The organism is Metabacillus sp. KUDC1714 (genome assembly GCF_014217835.1).
In the GTDB taxonomy this organism is placed as follows: domain Bacteria; phylum Bacillota; class Bacilli; order Bacillales; family Bacillaceae; genus Metabacillus; species Metabacillus rhizosphaerae.
The window spans coordinates 2,606,448-2,623,632 of record NZ_CP055263.1; the positions used below are offsets into that span (position 1 = coordinate 2,606,448).

Below are 17,185 nucleotides of genomic sequence, written 5' to 3' on the forward strand. Positions count from 1 at the left end.
TTTGTTGCTTTTAAAATAGTATTGGGTTGGTTGATTGCAGCGAGAGGATGCTCGCTTTCCGTGGGGCGGGCGATGAGCCTCCTCAGCGCGAAGCGCCTGCGGGGTCTCATCTGTCCCGCTACTCCCACAGGAGTCTCGCATATCCGTTCCAATCAACCTAATCAGTTTTGTTAAAAAACAACAATCTTTTAGAAAAGAGCCTAAAATTATTAAGGGGGCATTTATATGAATCCAATTCTAAATCAAGTTGGTACAATCTTTATTCCTGTGAGTAATCTTGAAAAGGCACGTGATTGGTATTGTGACATTGTAGGTTTACCTAAGGATGGAGAAATTCTATTCGAGCATTTATATGTGCTACCAATGGATGGAACAAATATTGTATTAGATAGTAAAATATTTTCAAAGGATGCAGTCTATAAAGTACCTGCATTTCATTTTAATACGAATAACATAAAGGAAGCCTACACCTATATGAAAATGAAGAATGTAGACCTACTAACTGACATAGAATCCAATCATTGGTTTAATTTCAAGGATCCTGACGGAAATATTTTAATGGTATGTCAATGTTGAATTGTTATCCTCATAAATCCTTTTTATTATATATTTTTAAAGAAGTGTAGAAGGAAGTAATCGTAATTAGTAGAGCTACCACAATTAGAATCCCCGCAATCATCCATTGATTCTGACCAAGAAAAGTTAAGAAATCCTTAACCGAGGGGAACTTTGGATTCTCAGCTGTATTTAAAGTGATTTGGAGACCCATTAAAATACTAAGTAGGACAATTGCGGTTAGGGCTGATGCTACTTTATACCCTATTGTGTACATAAGTGGATAGAAGATAGAAAGCAATATATACGTGATTGCTAATGAGATCACATATTCTTCAAGAAACATCATTCGTGATGGAAATGGTGCGAGCATGTAGAATAACAAAACATAAAGTGTGACAAATATCGCAGCTGTTGCGAACCAAATAATGCCAGTCACATATTTCCCTAGAATAACCTGTCTCCTTGTAACCGGTAAGCTATTAATGAAGATTGATTGCTTTTCTTCTGAGGTTGTCGTGTTAAAGTTAGAATAAAGAACCATGTTAAAAGCTAAAAATGCCATTAATAATACGTGTTTAAATGGTGTTCCATCTGTGAAAAAATTTGTTAGCGGTATAAACCAGATTAAACAAAGCAGATATACTTTTTTTGGCTGAGTTAGTAAATCCTTTTTAATAAGTGCTTGCATGTTTATTCCCCCTAACTGTGTAATACATAATATCCTCTAATGTTGGCTTTTCATGGATAAGATCATCGTGTTTAATTTGATATTGTCGTGCAAGAAGACCTTCAAATCCGACTGCTGTTTCTTTTAAGCCAATTATATTCGAGGAATCAATGTCCTCTAATGCTTTTTTATGCCCTTTTACAAGGACATAAAGATCAAGAATAACTTCTTTTTCATCACTGAAAACTAGTTCTCCATTATTGATAAAGGCTATATAATCAGCAACTTGCTCTAAATCCTTTGTCATATGTGTTGAAAAGAAGATTGCTTTTTGCTCATCTTGAACGATATCGAGTAAAATATCGAGGAATTCTCTTCGGAAAACAGGGTCAAGACCTGAAGTTGGTTCATCCATAATAATGAGTACTGGATGATGGGAAAGGGCAATGGCTAGTGAAAACTTCATTTTCATCCCTTTTGACAAATCCTTAATTCTTTTATGCTTTGGGAGCTGAAATCTTTCTAAATATGAGTAAAAGCTTCTTTCATCCCATTTTTCATAGAACATGCTGACAATTCGTTTGTTTTGTTCTATTGAAAGATCCTCGTAAAAATAATTCTCATCGTAAACAAATCCGATTTTCTGCTTGATTTCATTTGTTGCTTCAAGATGGGTCTTCCCAAACAACTTAATTTCTCCAGAATCAATATGCATTAAATTCATCAAACAACGAATTAAAGATGTCTTACCTGCACCATTAGGTCCGATTAAACCTGTAATAAAACCTCTCTTTATGTCCAAATTAATATTATTCAACTTAAAGTTCTGTCTGTTTTTCATTAGACTTCGTATCTCAACGATGTTTTCCATTTATCTCACTCCTCATATAGCAGTTTCAATATGTTCATTAACTCTTCCAAACCAATATTAAATGCTTTGCTATCATTGATGACTTTTGATAATTGATCCTCAATTACCTTTAGCTGCCTTTCCTTTAAAAGCTCCTTATTTTGTGCAGTCACAAATGAACCTTTTCCAGGGAATGTTTCGATGAACCCTTCACGTTCTAGCTCTTCATATGCTTTTTTTGTAGTAATCACACTAATTTGTAAATCTTTAGCTAGCTTACGTATTGAGGGTAAACTTTCTTTTTCGTTAAGTTCCCCAAGTAAGATTTGTTCCTTAATTTGATTTTTGATCTGTAAATAAATTGGTTGGTCATTTGAATTAGCGATAATTATGTTCAATGTCTCACCTCCGTGTCCATACTGTTAATATATAATATACACAGTATAAACAGTTGTGTCAATAAAAGTAAAATAACAAAAACTCCTTCAAAAGTCTTAGTGGAAATTCATACTGATAGCGAAGGTTTTCAGTTGTAAGAAGTTGTTATAATAGGTATTAAGAAACCATTGGGGCTGGGAGAGGCTTTTAATGAATGATAATCGAGTACACGAGTTAACTACGTTAAAAATAATTGCAGAAAAATTAAATGAAGCAACAGATGTAGAGGATATGTTAAAGGAAGTATTGAAGGAATTACTTCAATTGATAGAACTAGATACAGGATGGATTTTCTTAATTAATAAGCAGGGTGAGTATGAATTAGCTGCTGATTATTCCTTACCAGAAGGTTTAACTTGGAATCGGAAAAAGCCAATGTGCCAAGGTGGATGCTGGTGTATTGATCGTTATAAAGATGGACGTTTGAAAAAGGCTGCTAATATTATTTCATGTAAAAGAATTGAAGAAGTGATCGAGCATAACTGGGGAGAAACAAGAGGCATTACTCATCATGCAACAGTACCATTACGAGCTGGAGATGAAAAGTTTGGTTTACTAAATGTTGCAGCTCCAAATAAAACGCATTTCTCCAATGAAGAGCTCGCTTTATTAGAATCTGTTGCCTTTCAAATTGGAACAGCGATAAAGCGAATTGAGCTTGTGAAAAAAGAAAGAAGACATGCATTAATTGAAGAAAGAAATAGGCTTGCGCAGGATTTACATGATTCAGTTAATCAGCTGTTGTTTTCAATTATGTTGACTGCGCGAGGCACGAAAGAATTGACTGATCAGCATGATATTAAGGAAATGCTCACCTATATGCAAGAGCTTTCACAGGAAGCATTAACAGAGATGAAGGCACTTATTTGGCAGTTACGGCCAAAGGGTTTAGAAAATGGAATCGCTGCAGCACTGTTAAACTATGCTACTGTATTAGGATTAAAGATAGAATCGGAAATTTCTGGTGTTAATACATTGCCTTGCCATATTGAAGAGGAGCTTTGGCGATTTGGTCAAGAAGCATTAAATAATTGCAAAAAACATGCCGGTACAAATGAGGTTTTCCTTTCAATTACGCGTTCAAAGCAAATTGTGAAAATGATTGTTAGTGACCGAGGGATTGGCTTTCATTATGATGAGCAGGCTGTGATTCCATCTTTAGGTCTCAAAGGAATGAAAGAACGTGTCATGAGATTAAATGGCAGCTTTAACATAAGTAGTACTCCTAGTAAGGGTACCAAGATTGAAATTATGATTCCATTGCAAAAAGGAGGTTAATACATGGCAAAAATAAAAGTATTAATAGCAGATGATCATCATGTTGTGCGAAGGGGTTTGCTATTTTTTCTCAAAACACAAAGAGATATTGAAGTGATTGGCGAGGCAAAAAATGGAAAAGAAGCAGTAGAATTAGTTACTGAGCTAAAGCCAGATGTTGTTTTGATGGATTTATCTATGCCAGAAATGGACGGTGTGATGGCAACTAAAGCAATTCGAGAAATGAATGAGACAGTAAAAATTATTATATTAACGAGTTATGCAGATCAGGATCATGTTATCCCTGCCATTCGTGCAGGTGCTTCTGGCTACCAACTCAAAGATATCGAGCCAGATGAGTTAGTTGAAACAATCCGGGATGTATTGAAGGGTGAGAGTAAGCTTCACCCAAAGGTTACCTCACATGTAATGACTCATTTAACATTGGGTGCGAATCAGAAGACATCTAAAATAAGTGATTTGACAAAGCGGGAAAAAGAAGTTTTAAACGAGCTAGCTAAGGGGAAGAGCAATAAAGAAATTGCTTCGTCATTATTTATAACTGAAAAAACGGTGAAAACACATGTTTCTAATATCCTTGCAAAGCTGCAGCTTTCTGACCGAACACAGGCTGCATTATATGCAGTGAAAAATGGGTATATAGAGAAAGAATAGTCAGGAGTAGATAAAATTGAAAATGTTAGTTGTTAATGGAAGTCCAAGAAAAACAGGTAGAACAAGATTAGCCGCATCATTTATTGCAAAGACATATGATACAGAATACTTTGATTTAAGTGAAAAAAAAGTACCATTATTTAATGGAGAAGAAGAACAGAAACAGCTGCAAGTAGTTATAGATTTAAAGCAGGTAGTATCAACTGCAGATGCTATTATTTTATTATCACCTGAATATCACAGTGGTATGAGTGGTGCATTAAAAAATGCGTTGGACTTTTTAAGTAGTGAACAGTTCGCACATAAGCCGGTAGGATTAATTGCTGTTGCTGGTGGAGGTAAAGGTGGAATAAATGCCTTGAATAATATGAGAACGGTTATGCGTGGGGTTTACGCGAATGCAATTCCAAAGCAATTAGTACTTGATCCGATTTGCTTTGATTATGACAAGAATGAAATAAAAACAGAGACTGCATTGCTTGTTAAACAATTAATCGATGAACTAACAGTTTTTACCAATGTATTCAAAGGATTAAATAAATAAGAAAGAGGCTGACATTAGGTAGTATGACAAATACTAACTATGTGACAGCCTCTTTTTTTATCTTTTATCCTGTGTATAAGCGCTTTGACATCCAGTTTCAGCGCAAAAGTAGAAGTGAACTTCACATTCTTCCGCTTTTATTTACATCTGATGTGCATATTCCATTTCTGGATATTCAACAGCATGATCAATATATCTGAGTAATGAATATAACTGTTTCTCGACTTCTTTGTAGTCATGTTCAAAGTTATATGCATGTAAAAACTGCTCTATTTTCTTTGACAAGAAATCGTCCTTAGTGCGGACCATTAGTATGAGCAAGTTATCCCACTGTGAACGATGAGTGTAATACAATGCTTTATCATAATCAACACTGTTCATTCAATCCCTCCTTCTTAAGGAGATATGATTATTGTGTGTCTCCTAAAGCATTTTCTTACTGTGTAAAACTTGGTGTTGTTGCTATATAAGGTATGGAAGTGATTACCCTAATAAAAAAACAATGTGTTGGAAAGATAAAAAACAAAAAGGATGTTAAACAATTAATGATTAAAAGGATTTTCACATTATTTCTCGTTTTCTTTTTATGGATAAGCCATGCTCATGCCTCAACAACTGAAATGTATACATATGATCGAATGAAGGATCAAATAAACTCATTAGCTAAAACATATCAGTTGGAATTGAAAACAATTGGTCAATCTGAATTTGGAAGAGACCTTTTAGCTGTTAAGGTTGGGAATGGCTCGAACTCGATTTTGATAACTGGAAGTCATCATGGACGGGAATGGCTTACAACACATGTCATCATGAACATGATTGAACAATATGCATCTGCATATGAGGAAAACCAATCATTATATGGTCATAATCTAAATATATTGGATCAAATCTCAATTTGGTTTGTCCCTATGGTTAATCCAGATGGTGTGACGATACAGCAAGAAGGGATAAAAGAGTTACCACTTTTGTTACAAGATATATATATAGATATGAATAAAGGAAATGAGGACTTTTCTAGATGGAAAGCAAATGGCTTAGGTGTTGATCTAAACCGACAGTATCCAGCAGGGTGGGAAAGAATTGAAGGAAGCCAACGATATGCAGCCTTTTCGCATTATAAAGGTCAAAAGCCTTTAGAGGCGAAGGAAACATTGGCTCTTTCATCCTTTACTGAACAAGTTCGTCCCTTAGCATCTGCTTCGTACCATACTTCTGGTCGTTTGATTTATTGGTATTATTTTAATGAAATTGAGCATTTGCAACGTGATCATGACCTTATTGAACAGGTTGCAAATAAGACGGGATATGAAATATCATATCCACCTGCAAATGCAATTGGTGGAGGTTATACGGATTGGTTTATTCAAACTTATAAAAAACCAGCATTAACAATTGAACTAAGCTTTCCAGTAGAAGAAACAAACCCACCTCTTTCTGTTCTGGAGGAAGAGTGGCAACGAAATAAGGAAATTGGACTTATTATGGCCAAATATGCAGAGAGTGAAGTTTTGAGATGATACAACGATGATGAATAGGATAAAAAAAATTGGACAAATTAACTTCATATTCAAGCAATTTGGAGGAAACTTTAATGAAAACTGTTTCACTATCAAAGATTCTATTCACATTTGTAGTATTAACAATTATTTTCACCGCTGGAATTAAAGCATATGGGGAGCAGAATGTAGAGAATGTTGATTACGAAAAGTGGAGTCGAATTGCTCTATCATCTGTTAAAGAAAAGTACCCAGAATCACAGCTTATCGATTACAAATATGTAAAACGAGAAGAAGTAAATGAAGAAGAATCTAAGGACATTTTTCATGTGAAAGTGAAGGAAAAGGATAAGCTTTTTGTTGCAAGTGTTGACGTTGTGTTTAATCCGAAGACAGGTAAGCTTATAACAGTAAATGTTGAAAAAGTAGAAGACGCTCCTGGCATGTAGGAGCGTCTTCTTTTGCCTATCGTTTAGGAAATAATAAAATTTTTGAACGGTGGATAAGCGCACGACATCTAGCTCCAACGCTTTTGTTCTTATTCCTTCTCACTATTCAAAGAAAAATAAGCCAATAATGAATTTTGATTATTAACTAAGTCAGCTAAAGTGTATTGATCAAGTACGGCAAAGTATGCTTGTAGAGCTTTGTTTAGTGCATGTTTTAAACCGCAAACTGGTGATATCACACATTGGTTTTGCTCATTGTCAAAGCATTCAACAAGATGAAAATCCTCTTCGGTTTTACGGACGATTTCCCCGATGTTTATTTGATCTGGTAAATGGGCTAACCTAATTCCACCATTACGTCCACGGATGGTTTCAATAACATTCATTTTACCAAGCTCAAAGGTAACCTTCATAAGATGGTTCTTAGAAATATTATAAGCTTCTGCTATTTCTTTAATATTTGAAAGCTCATCACTTGGTTTCGATGCTAAATATATCAAGACTCTTAGCGAGTAATCAGTATAATTTGTTAATCTCATAAGAGAAGACCTCACAATTTTAGATTCACTTAATAATACCATAATCCCTCTAAAAAATTGTATCTAACGTTTAATTGTGACAGATTTATTAAAGATGTATTCAAAATATTGCTTTTGTTGATTGTGAAGCCTATTATAAAGATATATTTTAAATACATCTTTAAGGGGCTGGAATTATGTTATCTGAAAACACGATTAAAATAGTAAAGTCAACCGCACCAGTTTTAGCTGAAAGAGGAGTCGAAATTACCTCATATTTTTACAAAACAATGTTTGAGGCACATCCAGAATTATTGAATATTTTTAATCATGCGAATCAGAAGCAAGGACGTCAGCAAACAGCTTTAGCAAACACTGTATACGCAGCTGCAACGTATATTGATCAACTTGAAGTCCTGTTACCTGCTGTTAAACAAATTGCCCATAAGCACCGAAGTCTAAATGTTAAGAAAGAGCATTACCCAATTGTTGGTGAATTTTTACTGAAGGCGATTAAGGATGTACTAGGTGATGCGGCAACTCCAGAAGTTCTTCAAGCATGGGGAGAGGCATATCAAGTAATTGCTCAAGTATTTATTGATATCGAAAATGAAATGTATGAGGAAGCTAATACAAATAAATGGGAAGGATTCAAAGCTTTTAAAGTCATGAAAAAAGTTGATGAGAGCTCATTGATCACCTCATTTTATCTACAGGCTACAGATGGATCAGATGTGCCTGCCTTCCAACCAGGTCAATATGTAACCGTTCGTCTTACAGTATCAGGTGAAGAGTATTTACTAAATCGTCAATATAGTTTATCAGATGCACCTGGAAAGAATTACTTAAGAATTTCAGTGAAAAGAGAAGGGGCTGAACCTTCAACACTAGGTAAGGTATCAAATTATCTGCATGATCATGTAAATGAAGGCGAAGAAATTGAGTTAACTGCTCCTGCAGGAGATTTTGTGCTTAATGAAGTGACTGAATCCCCTCTTTACCTTATAAGTGGTGGTGTAGGAATCACTCCGATGATGAGTATGTTAAAAAGAGTAGCCGATAAGCAAGCAGATCGAGTTGTAACATTTATTCATGCAGCGAAAAATAGTGAAGTTCAAGCCTTTCATCAGGAAATAACTGAGACAATTAACCTATTACCAAATGCAAGAAAATATAATGTATATGAAAATCCAACAGCGTCTGATAGAGAGAAAAAGACATTTGACTTAGAAGGCTATGTTGATTACCAAAAGCTTCAAGAAATCGTAAAAGATAAAGAAGCAGACTTTTATGTATGCGGACCTGTTCCGTTTATGAAAAACGTAATTGATGGTCTTGAAACTCTAGGTGTGAAAGCAGAAAATATTCACTTTGAATTCTTTGGACCTTCTATTAATCTAAAAGAGTATCAACAAGCATAATCTTAGCCAAAATATCGAGGTTGACGCAAAGGTTCTAAGTCAACCTCGTTTTATTTCGCTTCATTAGGAATTTTTATTGTTTGGTTAAATGCAATTTCCTCACCATTATAAGTAAAAACCCCATGATTATTGCCATTAAGCGTTACCTTAATATAATAAGTCCCTGGCTTAAGAACATCCAAATTGTAAAAATTACCGTATAACCGATTCTCTTTTTCTCCATTAATATAAAGATGGGCATGTCCCTCATCATAACGAATATCATTTGTTCCAATTTTTTTTGGTGTAAAGCTGAAATTTTTTGTTTGGATTTCCAGCAACCAGGTTCCAGATGGGTCTTGTGTAACAGATCCTGTTATCGAAGGAGCTTGTTGGAAGTGAGGGATTTCAATTAGCCTATGGTTATGAATTTCAGAATTACTGGAAGCATGATCATGCCCATTTTGATGATGGAAATATAGCATCACTGAAACAAAGGAAAAGATCACAATAAAACTAAAAAATCTATACATTATGTCCTCCCATTTTTAAAATTCTACTATGCATTAATTGATGTTAGTTGTGGTCTTCCACTTCGCTTAATGATAATACCAATGATAAGTAAAAGTAATCCAACTGCTAGGAACCCAAGATCATAGGCTAAAGCATTCGGGTCACCTGGTTTCACACGATGGATTTGAAGAATATGGTGGTTAATAATACCTTCCACTATATTGAATGTACCACCGCCAATTAAAATACCGCCTACTAACAATCTAATACCTTTTGAAAGATTAGTTGGATTTCCAGCTAACCACAATAGAATTCCACCAAGAACTAATGTAATAGTGACAGCGAAATGAAATATCCCATCACTGATAATTTGTCCTGGTCGATCCGTTGCCATAATTACACTATGCCATTGTAATAATTGGTGGAAAATAATCCCATCCAAAGCACCTAAAAAACCAAATCCTAATACAAAACTACCAATGTGAATGAATCTTGTTTTTATTTTTGTCCTCACCGTTTTTTCTCCTTTTCATACAATTCTGAACATTAATACATTTTTGCCGAATTATTCAAAATTAAACTGTTAAATAATAAAATGTTTGTACTATATAACTTGTTAAGATTGACTTGCACCTATCTTTTTTGTTTCGTCAGATAGATCGATCTTAATGGGAAGGTTAGAAAACAATTTCTAGAGATTCGTCAAGATGTAGTAAATCATTCTTAACATGCAAAAACTTATAAAGGTGAATTGGTTTGAAGATGAGTAACATAACTGTCGATTTCTATTTATCTCTATAGCGGAGCATCGACAAATCATTATATTAAAAGACAAATCTCGAAAAGCTGTAGCGGATGAATAAAATCATGCGGTTTGGTTTTTGTATTATTTTGTTAAAGCGAGGTAGGCTATTCTTTTAATTTCTAAGAGAACTAATCCAAATGTTGTTAAGAAATATGAAAGAACTTAATATCAGTAATTTTGTAGACTTTGTTAAAAATGTAAAGAGTATTTTTCAAGAGATGCTAATTATTAAATATAAATTTACAAATGAGCAGAAATTTCATGTAATTTTTACTCTAGCTTAACCTAAGGAACTTGTCGATAAGTTAGAGTTAAATTGTCGAAAGAAACAGAAAGGAGACATACATGACAATGAAATTAAATGAGGACATGCCCTGTCATTTGGAAATTTCTGAGTACTTAATCCGAAATATCCAATCAGGTATCTTTCGAGAAAATGAGAAAATCCCTTCGGAAAATGAACTTTGCCTGAAATTTAATGTGAATCGTCATGTAATTAGACAAGCACTGACAAGGTTAACGAATTTAGGCTGGATTACTCCTTTTCAAGGTAAGGGCTGTTATGTAAATAGTCTTCAAAAGCCTATTCAATATGTCTTGTCATCAAACACCCGCTTTTCTGATAATATGGAAAATTTAGGTGTTGTGCATCAGAGTAAATTATTGAGTTGGGAAAAGGGATTGCCAAGTCGAGTTGAAATGAAAAATTTATTATTATCTGAAAAACAAGCTGTCTATCGATTGGAAATTCTCAGATTTATAGAGGGTCAACCCCTTTCTGTTACAACAACTGTCATGCCTGAAGAAGAAGTTCCACAACTTGAAATTTACTTACAAGAATTCAAATCACTCTATCAAATTATGTTAGATCATTATCAGTTACGTCCAGTTCGTTCAAGGTCAATATTTCAAGCTTCTTTACCGTTACTTAGAGATGCAAAAGTCCTTGAGATTCCAGAAAATATTCCAATAATTCAAATTGAAAGCTTAATGAATCATCCTACTGGTAATTCGATAGAGTACAGTATTGCAAGAATAAGAGGCGATATGCATAAGTGTCTCGTTGAATTTTGAGAACGATTTTTAATAATCAACATTGGAAGCAGTTTTTCTATCTTCCAAGATGATAATAAAATACATAAAAATGTAAGGAGGAAGGTCAAATGAAAAAGGCATTATTGATCGTTATTGCTTTAATCATGTCAGCAATAACTGCTGCTTGTTCAGCTGGAGGAGACACTAAAGCAAGTGGTGGAAGTGATGATGGTACTTTAACAATTGCGTGGTACCCAAATGAATCAGGGGCTGATATGAAAGACGCCCGTGACGTAATTGGTAAGGTAATTGAGGATGCAACTGGGAAAAAGGTAGAGCATAAAACAACGACAGATTATATTATTGCGATTGAATCATTAGCATCTGGTAATGCTGATTTAGCTTTTATGGGAGCCCAAGGATATATTGAAGCAAATGCAAAAAATGATAAAGTTCAGCCTTTAGTCGTACCAAGCGGTCCTTCTGGAACATTAGATGATGCAGTATACCATAGCTGGTTGGCAGTGAAAAATGGAAATGAAGATGCTTATAAAAATGGTGATGATTTTTCAATTGATAATATCGTAGATAAAAAGTTTTCTTTTGTATCGAATAGCTCTACTTCTGGCTTTAAAGTTCCTTCTGATGGAATCGTAACTCACTTTAGTGAAAAAGAAGAGTACAAAGACCTTACTGCAGAAGATCTTCTTGAAGGAGGAAAATTCTTTAGTGAAGTTCTTTACGGAGGATCACATCAAGGATCCGCAGTAAACTTATTAACTGATAAAGCAGATATTGCAGCTTTTTGTGATACTTGTGTAAGCAATTATGTAGAATTAGCAGATGGTGAAGAAAATACTCCAGGATCAACATATAAAGTCAAAGCTGATGCTGCAGAACCATTCAACACAGTTCCAGGTGAGGAATTTAAACTAATATCAGTAACACCAGTTTTGAATGCGCCTTTCGCATTAAATACGGAAACTGTTAGTGAGGAAGATAGACAAGCTCTAATTGATGCCTTTACTTCAGATGAAATGGCAAACAATGAGAAGGTGTTTGTACCTGAAGATGCAACTGGATTGTTCAAGAAAACCGATAAAGAGCAGTTTTTAGAAGTAGAAGATGCTTGGTTTGATCCGATTAGAGAATTATCTAAATAATCGATAGGGGAGTTAACTATGACAACGTTACTAGAGGTAAAAAATGTATCAAAACAATATGGTAGTGATACATTTGCGTTATCAGATGTTAACTTCTCTGTTAATGAAGGAGAGTTTGTTTCCATTATTGGTCCATCTGGAGCAGGAAAGTCAACTCTCCTTCGCTGCATTAATCGCATGATTGATGCAAACAGAGGAGATATTTTATTTGATAATGTTAATGTTCAAGATTTAAAGAAAAAAGACCTTAGGAAGTTAAGGACGAAAATAGGGATGGTTTTTCAACATTATAATCTTGTTAACAGACTAAGTGTAATTGAAAATGTCCTGCATGGAAGACTTGGCTACAAATCTGTTATTGGTGGAGCTCTAGGTTTTTATAGTGAAGGCGAAAAAAGGCAGGCAATGTCCCTATTAAAGATACTAGGATTAGAAGAGCAAATTTATAAGAGATGTGATCAATTAAGTGGTGGACAAAAACAACGTGTAGGAATTGCACGTGCGCTAATACAGGACCCAAAAATGTTGCTATGCGATGAACCTATTGCATCTTTAGATCCTAATGCGTCTAAGGTTATTATGGATCATTTAAAAAACATTTCTACAAATATGGGTATTACTGTTCTCGTTAATTTGCATCAAGTAGACGTTGCTCTTAAATATTCTGATCGTGTTATTGGAGTGAGTAATGGGAAAGTGGTCTATAATGGCTCCCCAAGAGACATTTCAAATGAAGAAATCCACAGAATTTACGGCTCTGAAGCAGGAGAATTAATGATGGAACTTGGAGGAAAAAACGTTGGATAATTTCTTTTTTAAAAAAAGAGCTCAATCAGTTCTTGTTCTGTCATTACTAATCGTTATTTCCTATGGGTCCATCTTGATTACCGAATTTGATGTAATTAAAGGATTAAATTCCATCCCAAATGCAATTATTTGGGGTGTCACGAATTTTTATCCAACCAGGGAATCCTTAGAGAAGCTCCCAAGTATTTTAGCGAAACTTCAAGAAACGATCTTAATCTCAATAGCAGCAGCTTCGGTTGCATCCGTATTTGCTATCGTGTTTGCGATTTTTGGATCAAAGACAACGAAGGTAAACGGTATCTTAAGTACAATTAGCCGCGGGATTGCTACGTTGTTTCGGAATATTGATGTGGCTGCATGGGCAATGATTTTGCTATTTTCATTTGGCCAGAGCTCATTAACAGGATATTTTGCATTATTTTTTGTTTCTTTTGGTTTTTTAACAAGAGCTTTTATGGAGACAATTGATGAAATTGGCGTTCAAGCTGTTGAGGCGTTAACTTCAACAGGTGCAAACTACACTTCAGTTATTATTCATTCTGTCATTCCTTCGAGCATCCCTCAAATCCTAAGCTGGGTATTATTTATGATCGAAACAAATATACGCAGTGCCACTTTAGTTGGGATCCTCACTGGAACAGGCATTGGTTTTTCTTTCGATTTGTTTTATAAAAGCTTAAATTATAACGCAGCAAGTTTAGTTGTACTGACAATTATTGGAATAATATTAACAATTGAATTCATTTCAAATTATGTAAGAAGGGTGATTTTATAATGAAAGTTGGTGAAGTTAGCAAGGTAGTTCATTCTACAAGTAGTGCATTAGGTAATATAAATAAACGTACTAAGTTAAAACCGATAAATAAAGCTATGATTACGATTCGATTGACGATAATTATGCTTGCAATCTTGACAATCTATGGATTTCTTACATTTGACTATAAGGATATTAAACTCTTCGATGGAATTCTCTCTACGCTTGCAAACTTTAAGGTGATGTTCTTTGAGCCTCATTTTGTTCATTTTTCATTTCAAGATGCAATCTATCAAGCATTGGTAACAATGGGGCTGGCTTTATTAACGACATTGATAGGCGCGTTCTTTGCCCTAATCTTAGCACTGTTTGCTGCCCAGAATTTATCGTCAGCAAGAGTATCAAATATGATAAAAGGTTTTGTTGCTTTTATTAGAGCAGTTCCAACAGTATTATGGGTACTGATATTTGCTGTTGCAGCAGGGTTAGGCAGTGTAGCTGCTATTATAGGTATGACCTTTCATTCGGTAGGTTACTTAATAAAGGCTTACTCAGAATCATTTGAAGAATTAGATGAAGGTGTAATAGAAGCGTTAAGAGGAAGTGGTGCTAGCTGGTGGCAAATAGTTTTTCAGGCTGTTATTCCTACATCTCTAACATACCTAGTCTCATGGACCTTTTTACGATTTGAAATCAACTTTGGTGTCGCAATCGCAATGGGTGCAGCAGCTGGGGCAGGTGGAATTGGCTTTGATATGTTTATGGCTAGTAGCTTTTACCTTGATTTGCGTGAAGTAGGGTCTATTACGTACTTCATTTTATTCTTTGCCATCCTACTAGAAATTATAGCTCAAACAATTAAATCTAAATTGCAGGTGAAAATATAATATAGCACTCTGCTTTTAAAGCACAGGGACGATTCTTGTGCTTTTTATTATGTTTAAAACGTACCTTAATTAATTCTTCATATGATATTTACATTAGCTTAACCATTGTAACTTATCAATAAGTTACCTTTTAGTTATTAGGAAATGTTTAACGACATTACAGGAGGTTGTCAAAATGAAAAAATCGAGGTTAACGAAAATCCTCGTGGAAGGTAGACCTGAATTTCTTGCAAAATGGGCTGGCTTAATTGAAAAAACAGCAGATGTAAGGATTGATCGCGCTCCTTCTACTGGGCTAGTTATGCTAAAAACGAGGGATTCTGTTTCAAAACAGCCCTTTTATATGGGAGAGGTTCTTGTCACAGAGTGTTCGGTTGCTATTGATCATCATGTTGGAATAGGAATCGTAATGGGCGAGGAACCTAACCGCTCTTATCAAATTGCGGTCGTTGATGCGGCTATTAATGCTGGACTTGGGATTACAAAGGAATTGCTCACTGAATTGGATATGGAGGAAGCCTATATTCAGCAACGAATGAGAGAAGAAGCCGCGCGTATTACAAAGACTAGAGTCGAATTTGATACGATGGAGGATTACAATGCAAAAAGTTAATCTTACTAGATTTGATATGGTACATGGAACACAACGTATTTTTAGGAAATTATTAGATTGTATGGCAAAACCAGGGGAAATTGAGAGTATATCTGAAGAGATTGCTCCAATTGAAGCAATGGAGGGATTTCCTTGTTCACTACAAGGAATTGCTTTTACGTTAATAGATCGAGAAGTACAATTTCATGTTCTAGCAAACCATTCTGAAACAATCAAACGAGCATTGGAATGGAAAACGTATAGTAAATTTAGTTCGATTCTTTCTGCCGATTATATTTTTATTAGTCATCCAGAAAATGTGAAAAATATTGCTGGATTTATGCAGCAGATAAAAAAAGGGACTCTTTCAGACCCTCATGATAGTGCAACAGTTGTTCTCTGTGTTGAAGGAATATCAAACACTAACATACATTCTTCCTCATTAAAACTTACTATGAGTGGGCCAGGGATAGCTTCCAATAAAACGGTATATATCAGAGGTTTAAGCGCCAAATGGATTGAAGAGCGAAATATTGCAACAGGTGAGTTCCCCTTAGGGATTGATCTCATCCTAACAACCAATGAAGGTGACATCATGGCAGTACCTAGAACTACATTACTAGAGAGTGAGGAATTGTAGATGGGTTATGTAGCAGTTACAGGAGGTCAAAGGGCAATTGAACATGCAAATGATCTCACAACATATTATCGCTTAAAAGATGCCGATCATGTTCTAAAGACTAGGGATATTGAAGCGCAGTTTCGCCTTTTGATTGACCGTGTTATGGGTGAAGGTGGCCTTTACGCACCTGAATATGCTGCTTTAGCTTTGAAGCAAGCTGAAGGTGATCCAGCAGAAGCAGCATTTTTATTAAGAGCTTATCGTTCAACATTACCAAGAAATTATTACTCCAAGACAGTTGAACCAAGCGAGATGAGAGTCATACGTAAAATATCTTCTTCATTCAAGGATATTCCTGGTGGTCAATTATTAGGACCTACTTATGATTATACACATAGACTCTTAAACTTCGAATTGCATCAAGAAGAAAATGAAGTGATTAAACAATTTATATCAGACTTTGAACTGACTTCAAAGATTGATGAAAATGAAGAATTTACATTTGGAAAAGTGGCAGATTTACTTCAACAAGAAGGTTTGATTGGTAATCCGAAAAAGGAAGAAGTGGAACCCTTTGATGTAACAAGAGACAAGCTTACGTTTCCTGCATCACGTTCTGCTCGCCTGCAAATTTTATCTAGAGGTGAAACCGGTGCAATGACATCCTTCGCTTATAGCAGTATGAGAGGATATGGAGTTGTCCATCCAACAATTGGCGAATTAAGGGTTGGCTATACCGATGTGTACATACCGTATCCGTTTGGAGATGAAGATGATTCAATATACATTGGAGAAGTAATGGTAACCGAGGTAGAAACGATTAATTCTTTTTCACAAAACGAACAAGGGAATGTCGAGTTTTTACTAGGCTATGGTTTAACGTTTGGACAAAACGAAGTAAAGGCAATTGCAATGGCTATTCTAGAAAGAAGTTTAGAAACAGAAGGGACTTCTCCAACACAAGACGAGGAATTTGTTTTATTACATATAGATAGTGTCGAAGCACATGGCTTTGTTTCACATTTAAAGCTACCTCACTATATAACATTTCAATCTAAGCTAGACAGAATAAGAGAAGCAAAAAATAAAAAACAAAGTGAAATACAACAAGAACAACCTGTTACGTTTAGTCCGTTTTAAGCAAACTGTAAC

At 35.1% G+C, this 17,185-nt stretch carries 22 protein-coding genes; 15 read left to right on the forward strand and 7 right to left on the reverse strand.

Annotation, left to right across the window (positions count from 1 at the left end; all coding sequences use genetic code 11):
* Positions 1-225: 225 nt before the first annotated feature.
* A complete protein-coding gene (locus tag HUW50_RS12400) occupies positions 226-576 on the forward strand; it encodes a VOC family protein (protein WP_066337203.1) in 351 nt (116 codons plus the stop codon).
* 10 nt (positions 577-586) lie between these two features.
* Here HUW50_RS12400 and HUW50_RS12405 read toward each other — a convergent pair whose 3' ends face one another.
* The 3 genes from HUW50_RS12405 to HUW50_RS12415 are packed head-to-tail and all read right to left on the reverse strand — an operon-like array spanning position 587 to position 2,473.
* Positions 587-1,246, reverse strand: a complete 660-nt coding sequence (locus HUW50_RS12405; RefSeq protein ID WP_066337200.1) for an ABC-2 transporter permease — start codon at positions 1,244-1,246, stop codon at positions 587-589.
* Positions 1,230-2,087, reverse strand: a complete 858-nt coding sequence (locus tag HUW50_RS12410; RefSeq protein WP_198165161.1) for an ABC transporter ATP-binding protein — start codon at positions 2,085-2,087, stop codon at positions 1,230-1,232. Before HUW50_RS12410 ends, HUW50_RS12405 begins: the two co-directional genes overlap by 17 nt.
* 14 nt (positions 2,088-2,101) lie before the next feature.
* Positions 2,102-2,473 carry a GntR family transcriptional regulator gene (locus HUW50_RS12415; protein ID WP_066337189.1) on the reverse strand — a complete coding sequence of 124 codons (372 nt, stop codon included), beginning with the start codon at positions 2,471-2,473 and terminating at the stop codon, positions 2,102-2,104.
* Positions 2,474-2,663: 190 nt separating this feature from the next.
* On the opposite strand from HUW50_RS12415, the gene HUW50_RS12420 reads away from it, so the two are divergent.
* Genes HUW50_RS12420 through HUW50_RS12430 form a run of 3 tightly spaced genes read left to right on the forward strand, consistent with a single transcriptional unit; the run spans position 2,664 to position 4,989 of the window.
* Positions 2,664-3,791 carry a GAF domain-containing sensor histidine kinase gene (locus HUW50_RS12420; protein WP_066337188.1) on the forward strand — a complete coding sequence of 376 codons (1,128 nt, stop codon included), beginning with the start codon at positions 2,664-2,666 and terminating at the stop codon, positions 3,789-3,791.
* 3 nt (positions 3,792-3,794) lie between these two features.
* Positions 3,795-4,445, forward strand: coding sequence for a response regulator (locus tag HUW50_RS12425; protein ID WP_066337186.1), 651 nt, complete (start codon positions 3,795-3,797; stop codon positions 4,443-4,445).
* Positions 4,446-4,461: 16 nt separating this feature from the next.
* Complete coding sequence (locus tag HUW50_RS12430) at positions 4,462-4,989, forward strand: NADPH-dependent FMN reductase (protein ID WP_066337184.1); 528 nt, start codon at positions 4,462-4,464, stop codon at positions 4,987-4,989.
* Positions 4,990-5,130: 141 nt separating this feature from the next.
* Here the strand turns inward: HUW50_RS12430 and HUW50_RS12435 are convergent, their stop codons facing one another.
* Positions 5,131-5,370: a YhdB family protein gene (locus tag HUW50_RS12435; RefSeq protein WP_066337175.1), complete on the reverse strand. Its 240-nt coding sequence runs from the start codon at positions 5,368-5,370 to the stop codon at positions 5,131-5,133.
* 164 nt (positions 5,371-5,534) lie between these two features.
* Here HUW50_RS12435 and HUW50_RS12440 point away from each other — a divergent pair, with 164 nt between their 5' ends.
* Together HUW50_RS12440 and HUW50_RS12445 are read left to right on the forward strand one after the other, a co-directional pair.
* The gene (locus HUW50_RS12440; RefSeq protein WP_066337343.1) at positions 5,535-6,509 is read left to right on the forward strand and encodes a M14 family zinc carboxypeptidase; all 975 of its coding nucleotides are present in this window, start codon (positions 5,535-5,537) and stop codon (positions 6,507-6,509) included.
* 74 nt (positions 6,510-6,583) lie between these two features.
* Entirely contained in the window at positions 6,584-6,937 is a 354-nt protein-coding gene (locus HUW50_RS12445) for a DUF3889 domain-containing protein (RefSeq protein ID WP_066337173.1), read from the forward strand.
* Positions 6,938-7,026: 89 nt separating this feature from the next.
* Here the strand turns inward: HUW50_RS12445 and HUW50_RS12450 are convergent, their stop codons facing one another.
* Positions 7,027-7,476 carry an RrF2 family transcriptional regulator gene (locus HUW50_RS12450; protein WP_066337338.1) on the reverse strand — a complete coding sequence of 150 codons (450 nt, stop codon included), beginning with the start codon at positions 7,474-7,476 and terminating at the stop codon, positions 7,027-7,029.
* Positions 7,477-7,652: 176 nt separating this feature from the next.
* Between HUW50_RS12450 and hmpA the strand changes: the two genes are divergently transcribed.
* A complete protein-coding gene (gene hmpA / locus HUW50_RS12455) occupies positions 7,653-8,876 on the forward strand; it encodes an NO-inducible flavohemoprotein (RefSeq protein WP_066337171.1) in 1,224 nt (407 codons plus the stop codon).
* A gap of 50 nt (positions 8,877-8,926) precedes the next feature.
* On the opposite strand, the gene HUW50_RS12460 is transcribed toward hmpA, so the two are convergent.
* Entirely contained in the window at positions 8,927-9,388 is a 462-nt protein-coding gene (locus HUW50_RS12460) for a hypothetical protein (RefSeq protein WP_066337167.1), read from the reverse strand.
* A 26-nt stretch (positions 9,389-9,414) separates the two neighbouring features.
* The gene (locus HUW50_RS12465) at positions 9,415-9,882 is read right to left on the reverse strand and encodes a DUF2243 domain-containing protein (RefSeq protein WP_185653961.1); all 468 of its coding nucleotides are present in this window, start codon (positions 9,880-9,882) and stop codon (positions 9,415-9,417) included.
* A gap of 636 nt (positions 9,883-10,518) precedes the next feature.
* On the opposite strand from HUW50_RS12465, the gene HUW50_RS12470 reads away from it, so the two are divergent.
* The 8 genes from HUW50_RS12470 (at position 10,519) to HUW50_RS12505 (ending at position 17,173) form a co-directional block, all read left to right on the forward strand.
* A complete protein-coding gene (locus HUW50_RS12470) occupies positions 10,519-11,247 on the forward strand; it encodes a GntR family transcriptional regulator (RefSeq protein ID WP_066337157.1) in 729 nt (242 codons plus the stop codon).
* An 89-nt stretch (positions 11,248-11,336) separates the two neighbouring features.
* Positions 11,337-12,371 (forward strand): PhnD/SsuA/transferrin family substrate-binding protein, encoded by a 1,035-nt coding sequence (locus HUW50_RS12475; RefSeq protein WP_185653962.1) that lies wholly within the window; start codon positions 11,337-11,339, stop codon positions 12,369-12,371.
* Between the two features lie 18 nt (positions 12,372-12,389).
* Positions 12,390-13,178 (forward strand): phosphonate ABC transporter ATP-binding protein, encoded by a 789-nt coding sequence (gene phnC, locus HUW50_RS12480; RefSeq protein WP_066337146.1) that lies wholly within the window; start codon positions 12,390-12,392, stop codon positions 13,176-13,178.
* Entirely contained in the window at positions 13,171-13,953 is a 783-nt protein-coding gene (locus tag HUW50_RS12485) for an ABC transporter permease subunit (RefSeq protein WP_066337143.1), read from the forward strand. The genes phnC and HUW50_RS12485 overlap by 8 nt, the downstream gene beginning before the upstream one ends.
* Entirely contained in the window at positions 13,953-14,819 is an 867-nt protein-coding gene (locus HUW50_RS12490) for a PhnE/PtxC family ABC transporter permease (protein WP_066337138.1), read from the forward strand. Before HUW50_RS12485 ends, HUW50_RS12490 begins: the two co-directional genes overlap by 1 nt.
* Before the next feature lie 175 nt (positions 14,820-14,994).
* Positions 14,995-15,432, forward strand: a complete 438-nt coding sequence (phnG, locus tag HUW50_RS12495) for a phosphonate C-P lyase system protein PhnG (protein ID WP_066337136.1) — start codon at positions 14,995-14,997, stop codon at positions 15,430-15,432.
* Positions 15,419-16,051: a phosphonate C-P lyase system protein PhnH gene (gene phnH, locus HUW50_RS12500; protein WP_066337132.1), complete on the forward strand. Its 633-nt coding sequence runs from the start codon at positions 15,419-15,421 to the stop codon at positions 16,049-16,051. The genes phnG and phnH overlap by 14 nt, the downstream gene beginning before the upstream one ends.
* Positions 16,052-17,173: a carbon-phosphorus lyase complex subunit PhnI gene (locus HUW50_RS12505; RefSeq protein ID WP_066337129.1), complete on the forward strand. Its 1,122-nt coding sequence runs from the start codon at positions 16,052-16,054 to the stop codon at positions 17,171-17,173. It abuts the gene before it with no gap.
* The last annotated feature ends 12 nt before the right edge of the window (positions 17,174-17,185 follow it).

Excerpts from the sequence above, each read along its gene's own strand:
- HUW50_RS12400 (WP_066337203.1), top strand. The coding sequence starts at position 226 with ATGAATCCAATTCTAAATCAAGTTGGTACAATCTTTATTCCTGTGAGT.
- HUW50_RS12405 (WP_066337200.1), bottom strand. The coding sequence starts at position 1,246 with ATGCAAGCACTTATTAAAAAGGATTTACTAACTCAGCCAAAAAAAGTA.
- HUW50_RS12420 (WP_066337188.1), top strand. The coding sequence starts at position 2,664 with ATGAATGATAATCGAGTACACGAGTTAACTACGTTAAAAATAATTGCA.
- HUW50_RS12425 (WP_066337186.1), top strand. The coding sequence starts at position 3,795 with ATGGCAAAAATAAAAGTATTAATAGCAGATGATCATCATGTTGTGCGA.
- HUW50_RS12435 (WP_066337175.1), bottom strand. The coding sequence starts at position 5,370 with ATGAACAGTGTTGATTATGATAAAGCATTGTATTACACTCATCGTTCA.
- HUW50_RS12440 (WP_066337343.1), top strand. The coding sequence starts at position 5,535 with ATGATTAAAAGGATTTTCACATTATTTCTCGTTTTCTTTTTATGGATA.
- HUW50_RS12445 (WP_066337173.1), top strand. The coding sequence starts at position 6,584 with ATGAAAACTGTTTCACTATCAAAGATTCTATTCACATTTGTAGTATTA.
- HUW50_RS12450 (WP_066337338.1), bottom strand. The coding sequence starts at position 7,476 with ATGAGATTAACAAATTATACTGATTACTCGCTAAGAGTCTTGATATAT.
- hmpA (WP_066337171.1), top strand. The coding sequence starts at position 7,653 with ATGTTATCTGAAAACACGATTAAAATAGTAAAGTCAACCGCACCAGTT.
- HUW50_RS12460 (WP_066337167.1), bottom strand. The coding sequence starts at position 9,388 with ATGTATAGATTTTTTAGTTTTATTGTGATCTTTTCCTTTGTTTCAGTG.
- HUW50_RS12470 (WP_066337157.1), top strand. The coding sequence starts at position 10,519 with ATGACAATGAAATTAAATGAGGACATGCCCTGTCATTTGGAAATTTCT.
- HUW50_RS12475 (WP_185653962.1), top strand. The coding sequence starts at position 11,337 with ATGAAAAAGGCATTATTGATCGTTATTGCTTTAATCATGTCAGCAATA.
- phnC (WP_066337146.1), top strand. The coding sequence starts at position 12,390 with ATGACAACGTTACTAGAGGTAAAAAATGTATCAAAACAATATGGTAGT.
- HUW50_RS12490 (WP_066337138.1), top strand. The coding sequence starts at position 13,953 with ATGAAAGTTGGTGAAGTTAGCAAGGTAGTTCATTCTACAAGTAGTGCA.
- phnG (WP_066337136.1), top strand. The coding sequence starts at position 14,995 with ATGAAAAAATCGAGGTTAACGAAAATCCTCGTGGAAGGTAGACCTGAA.
- phnH (WP_066337132.1), top strand. The coding sequence starts at position 15,419 with ATGCAAAAAGTTAATCTTACTAGATTTGATATGGTACATGGAACACAA.
- HUW50_RS12505 (WP_066337129.1), top strand. The coding sequence starts at position 16,052 with ATGGGTTATGTAGCAGTTACAGGAGGTCAAAGGGCAATTGAACATGCA.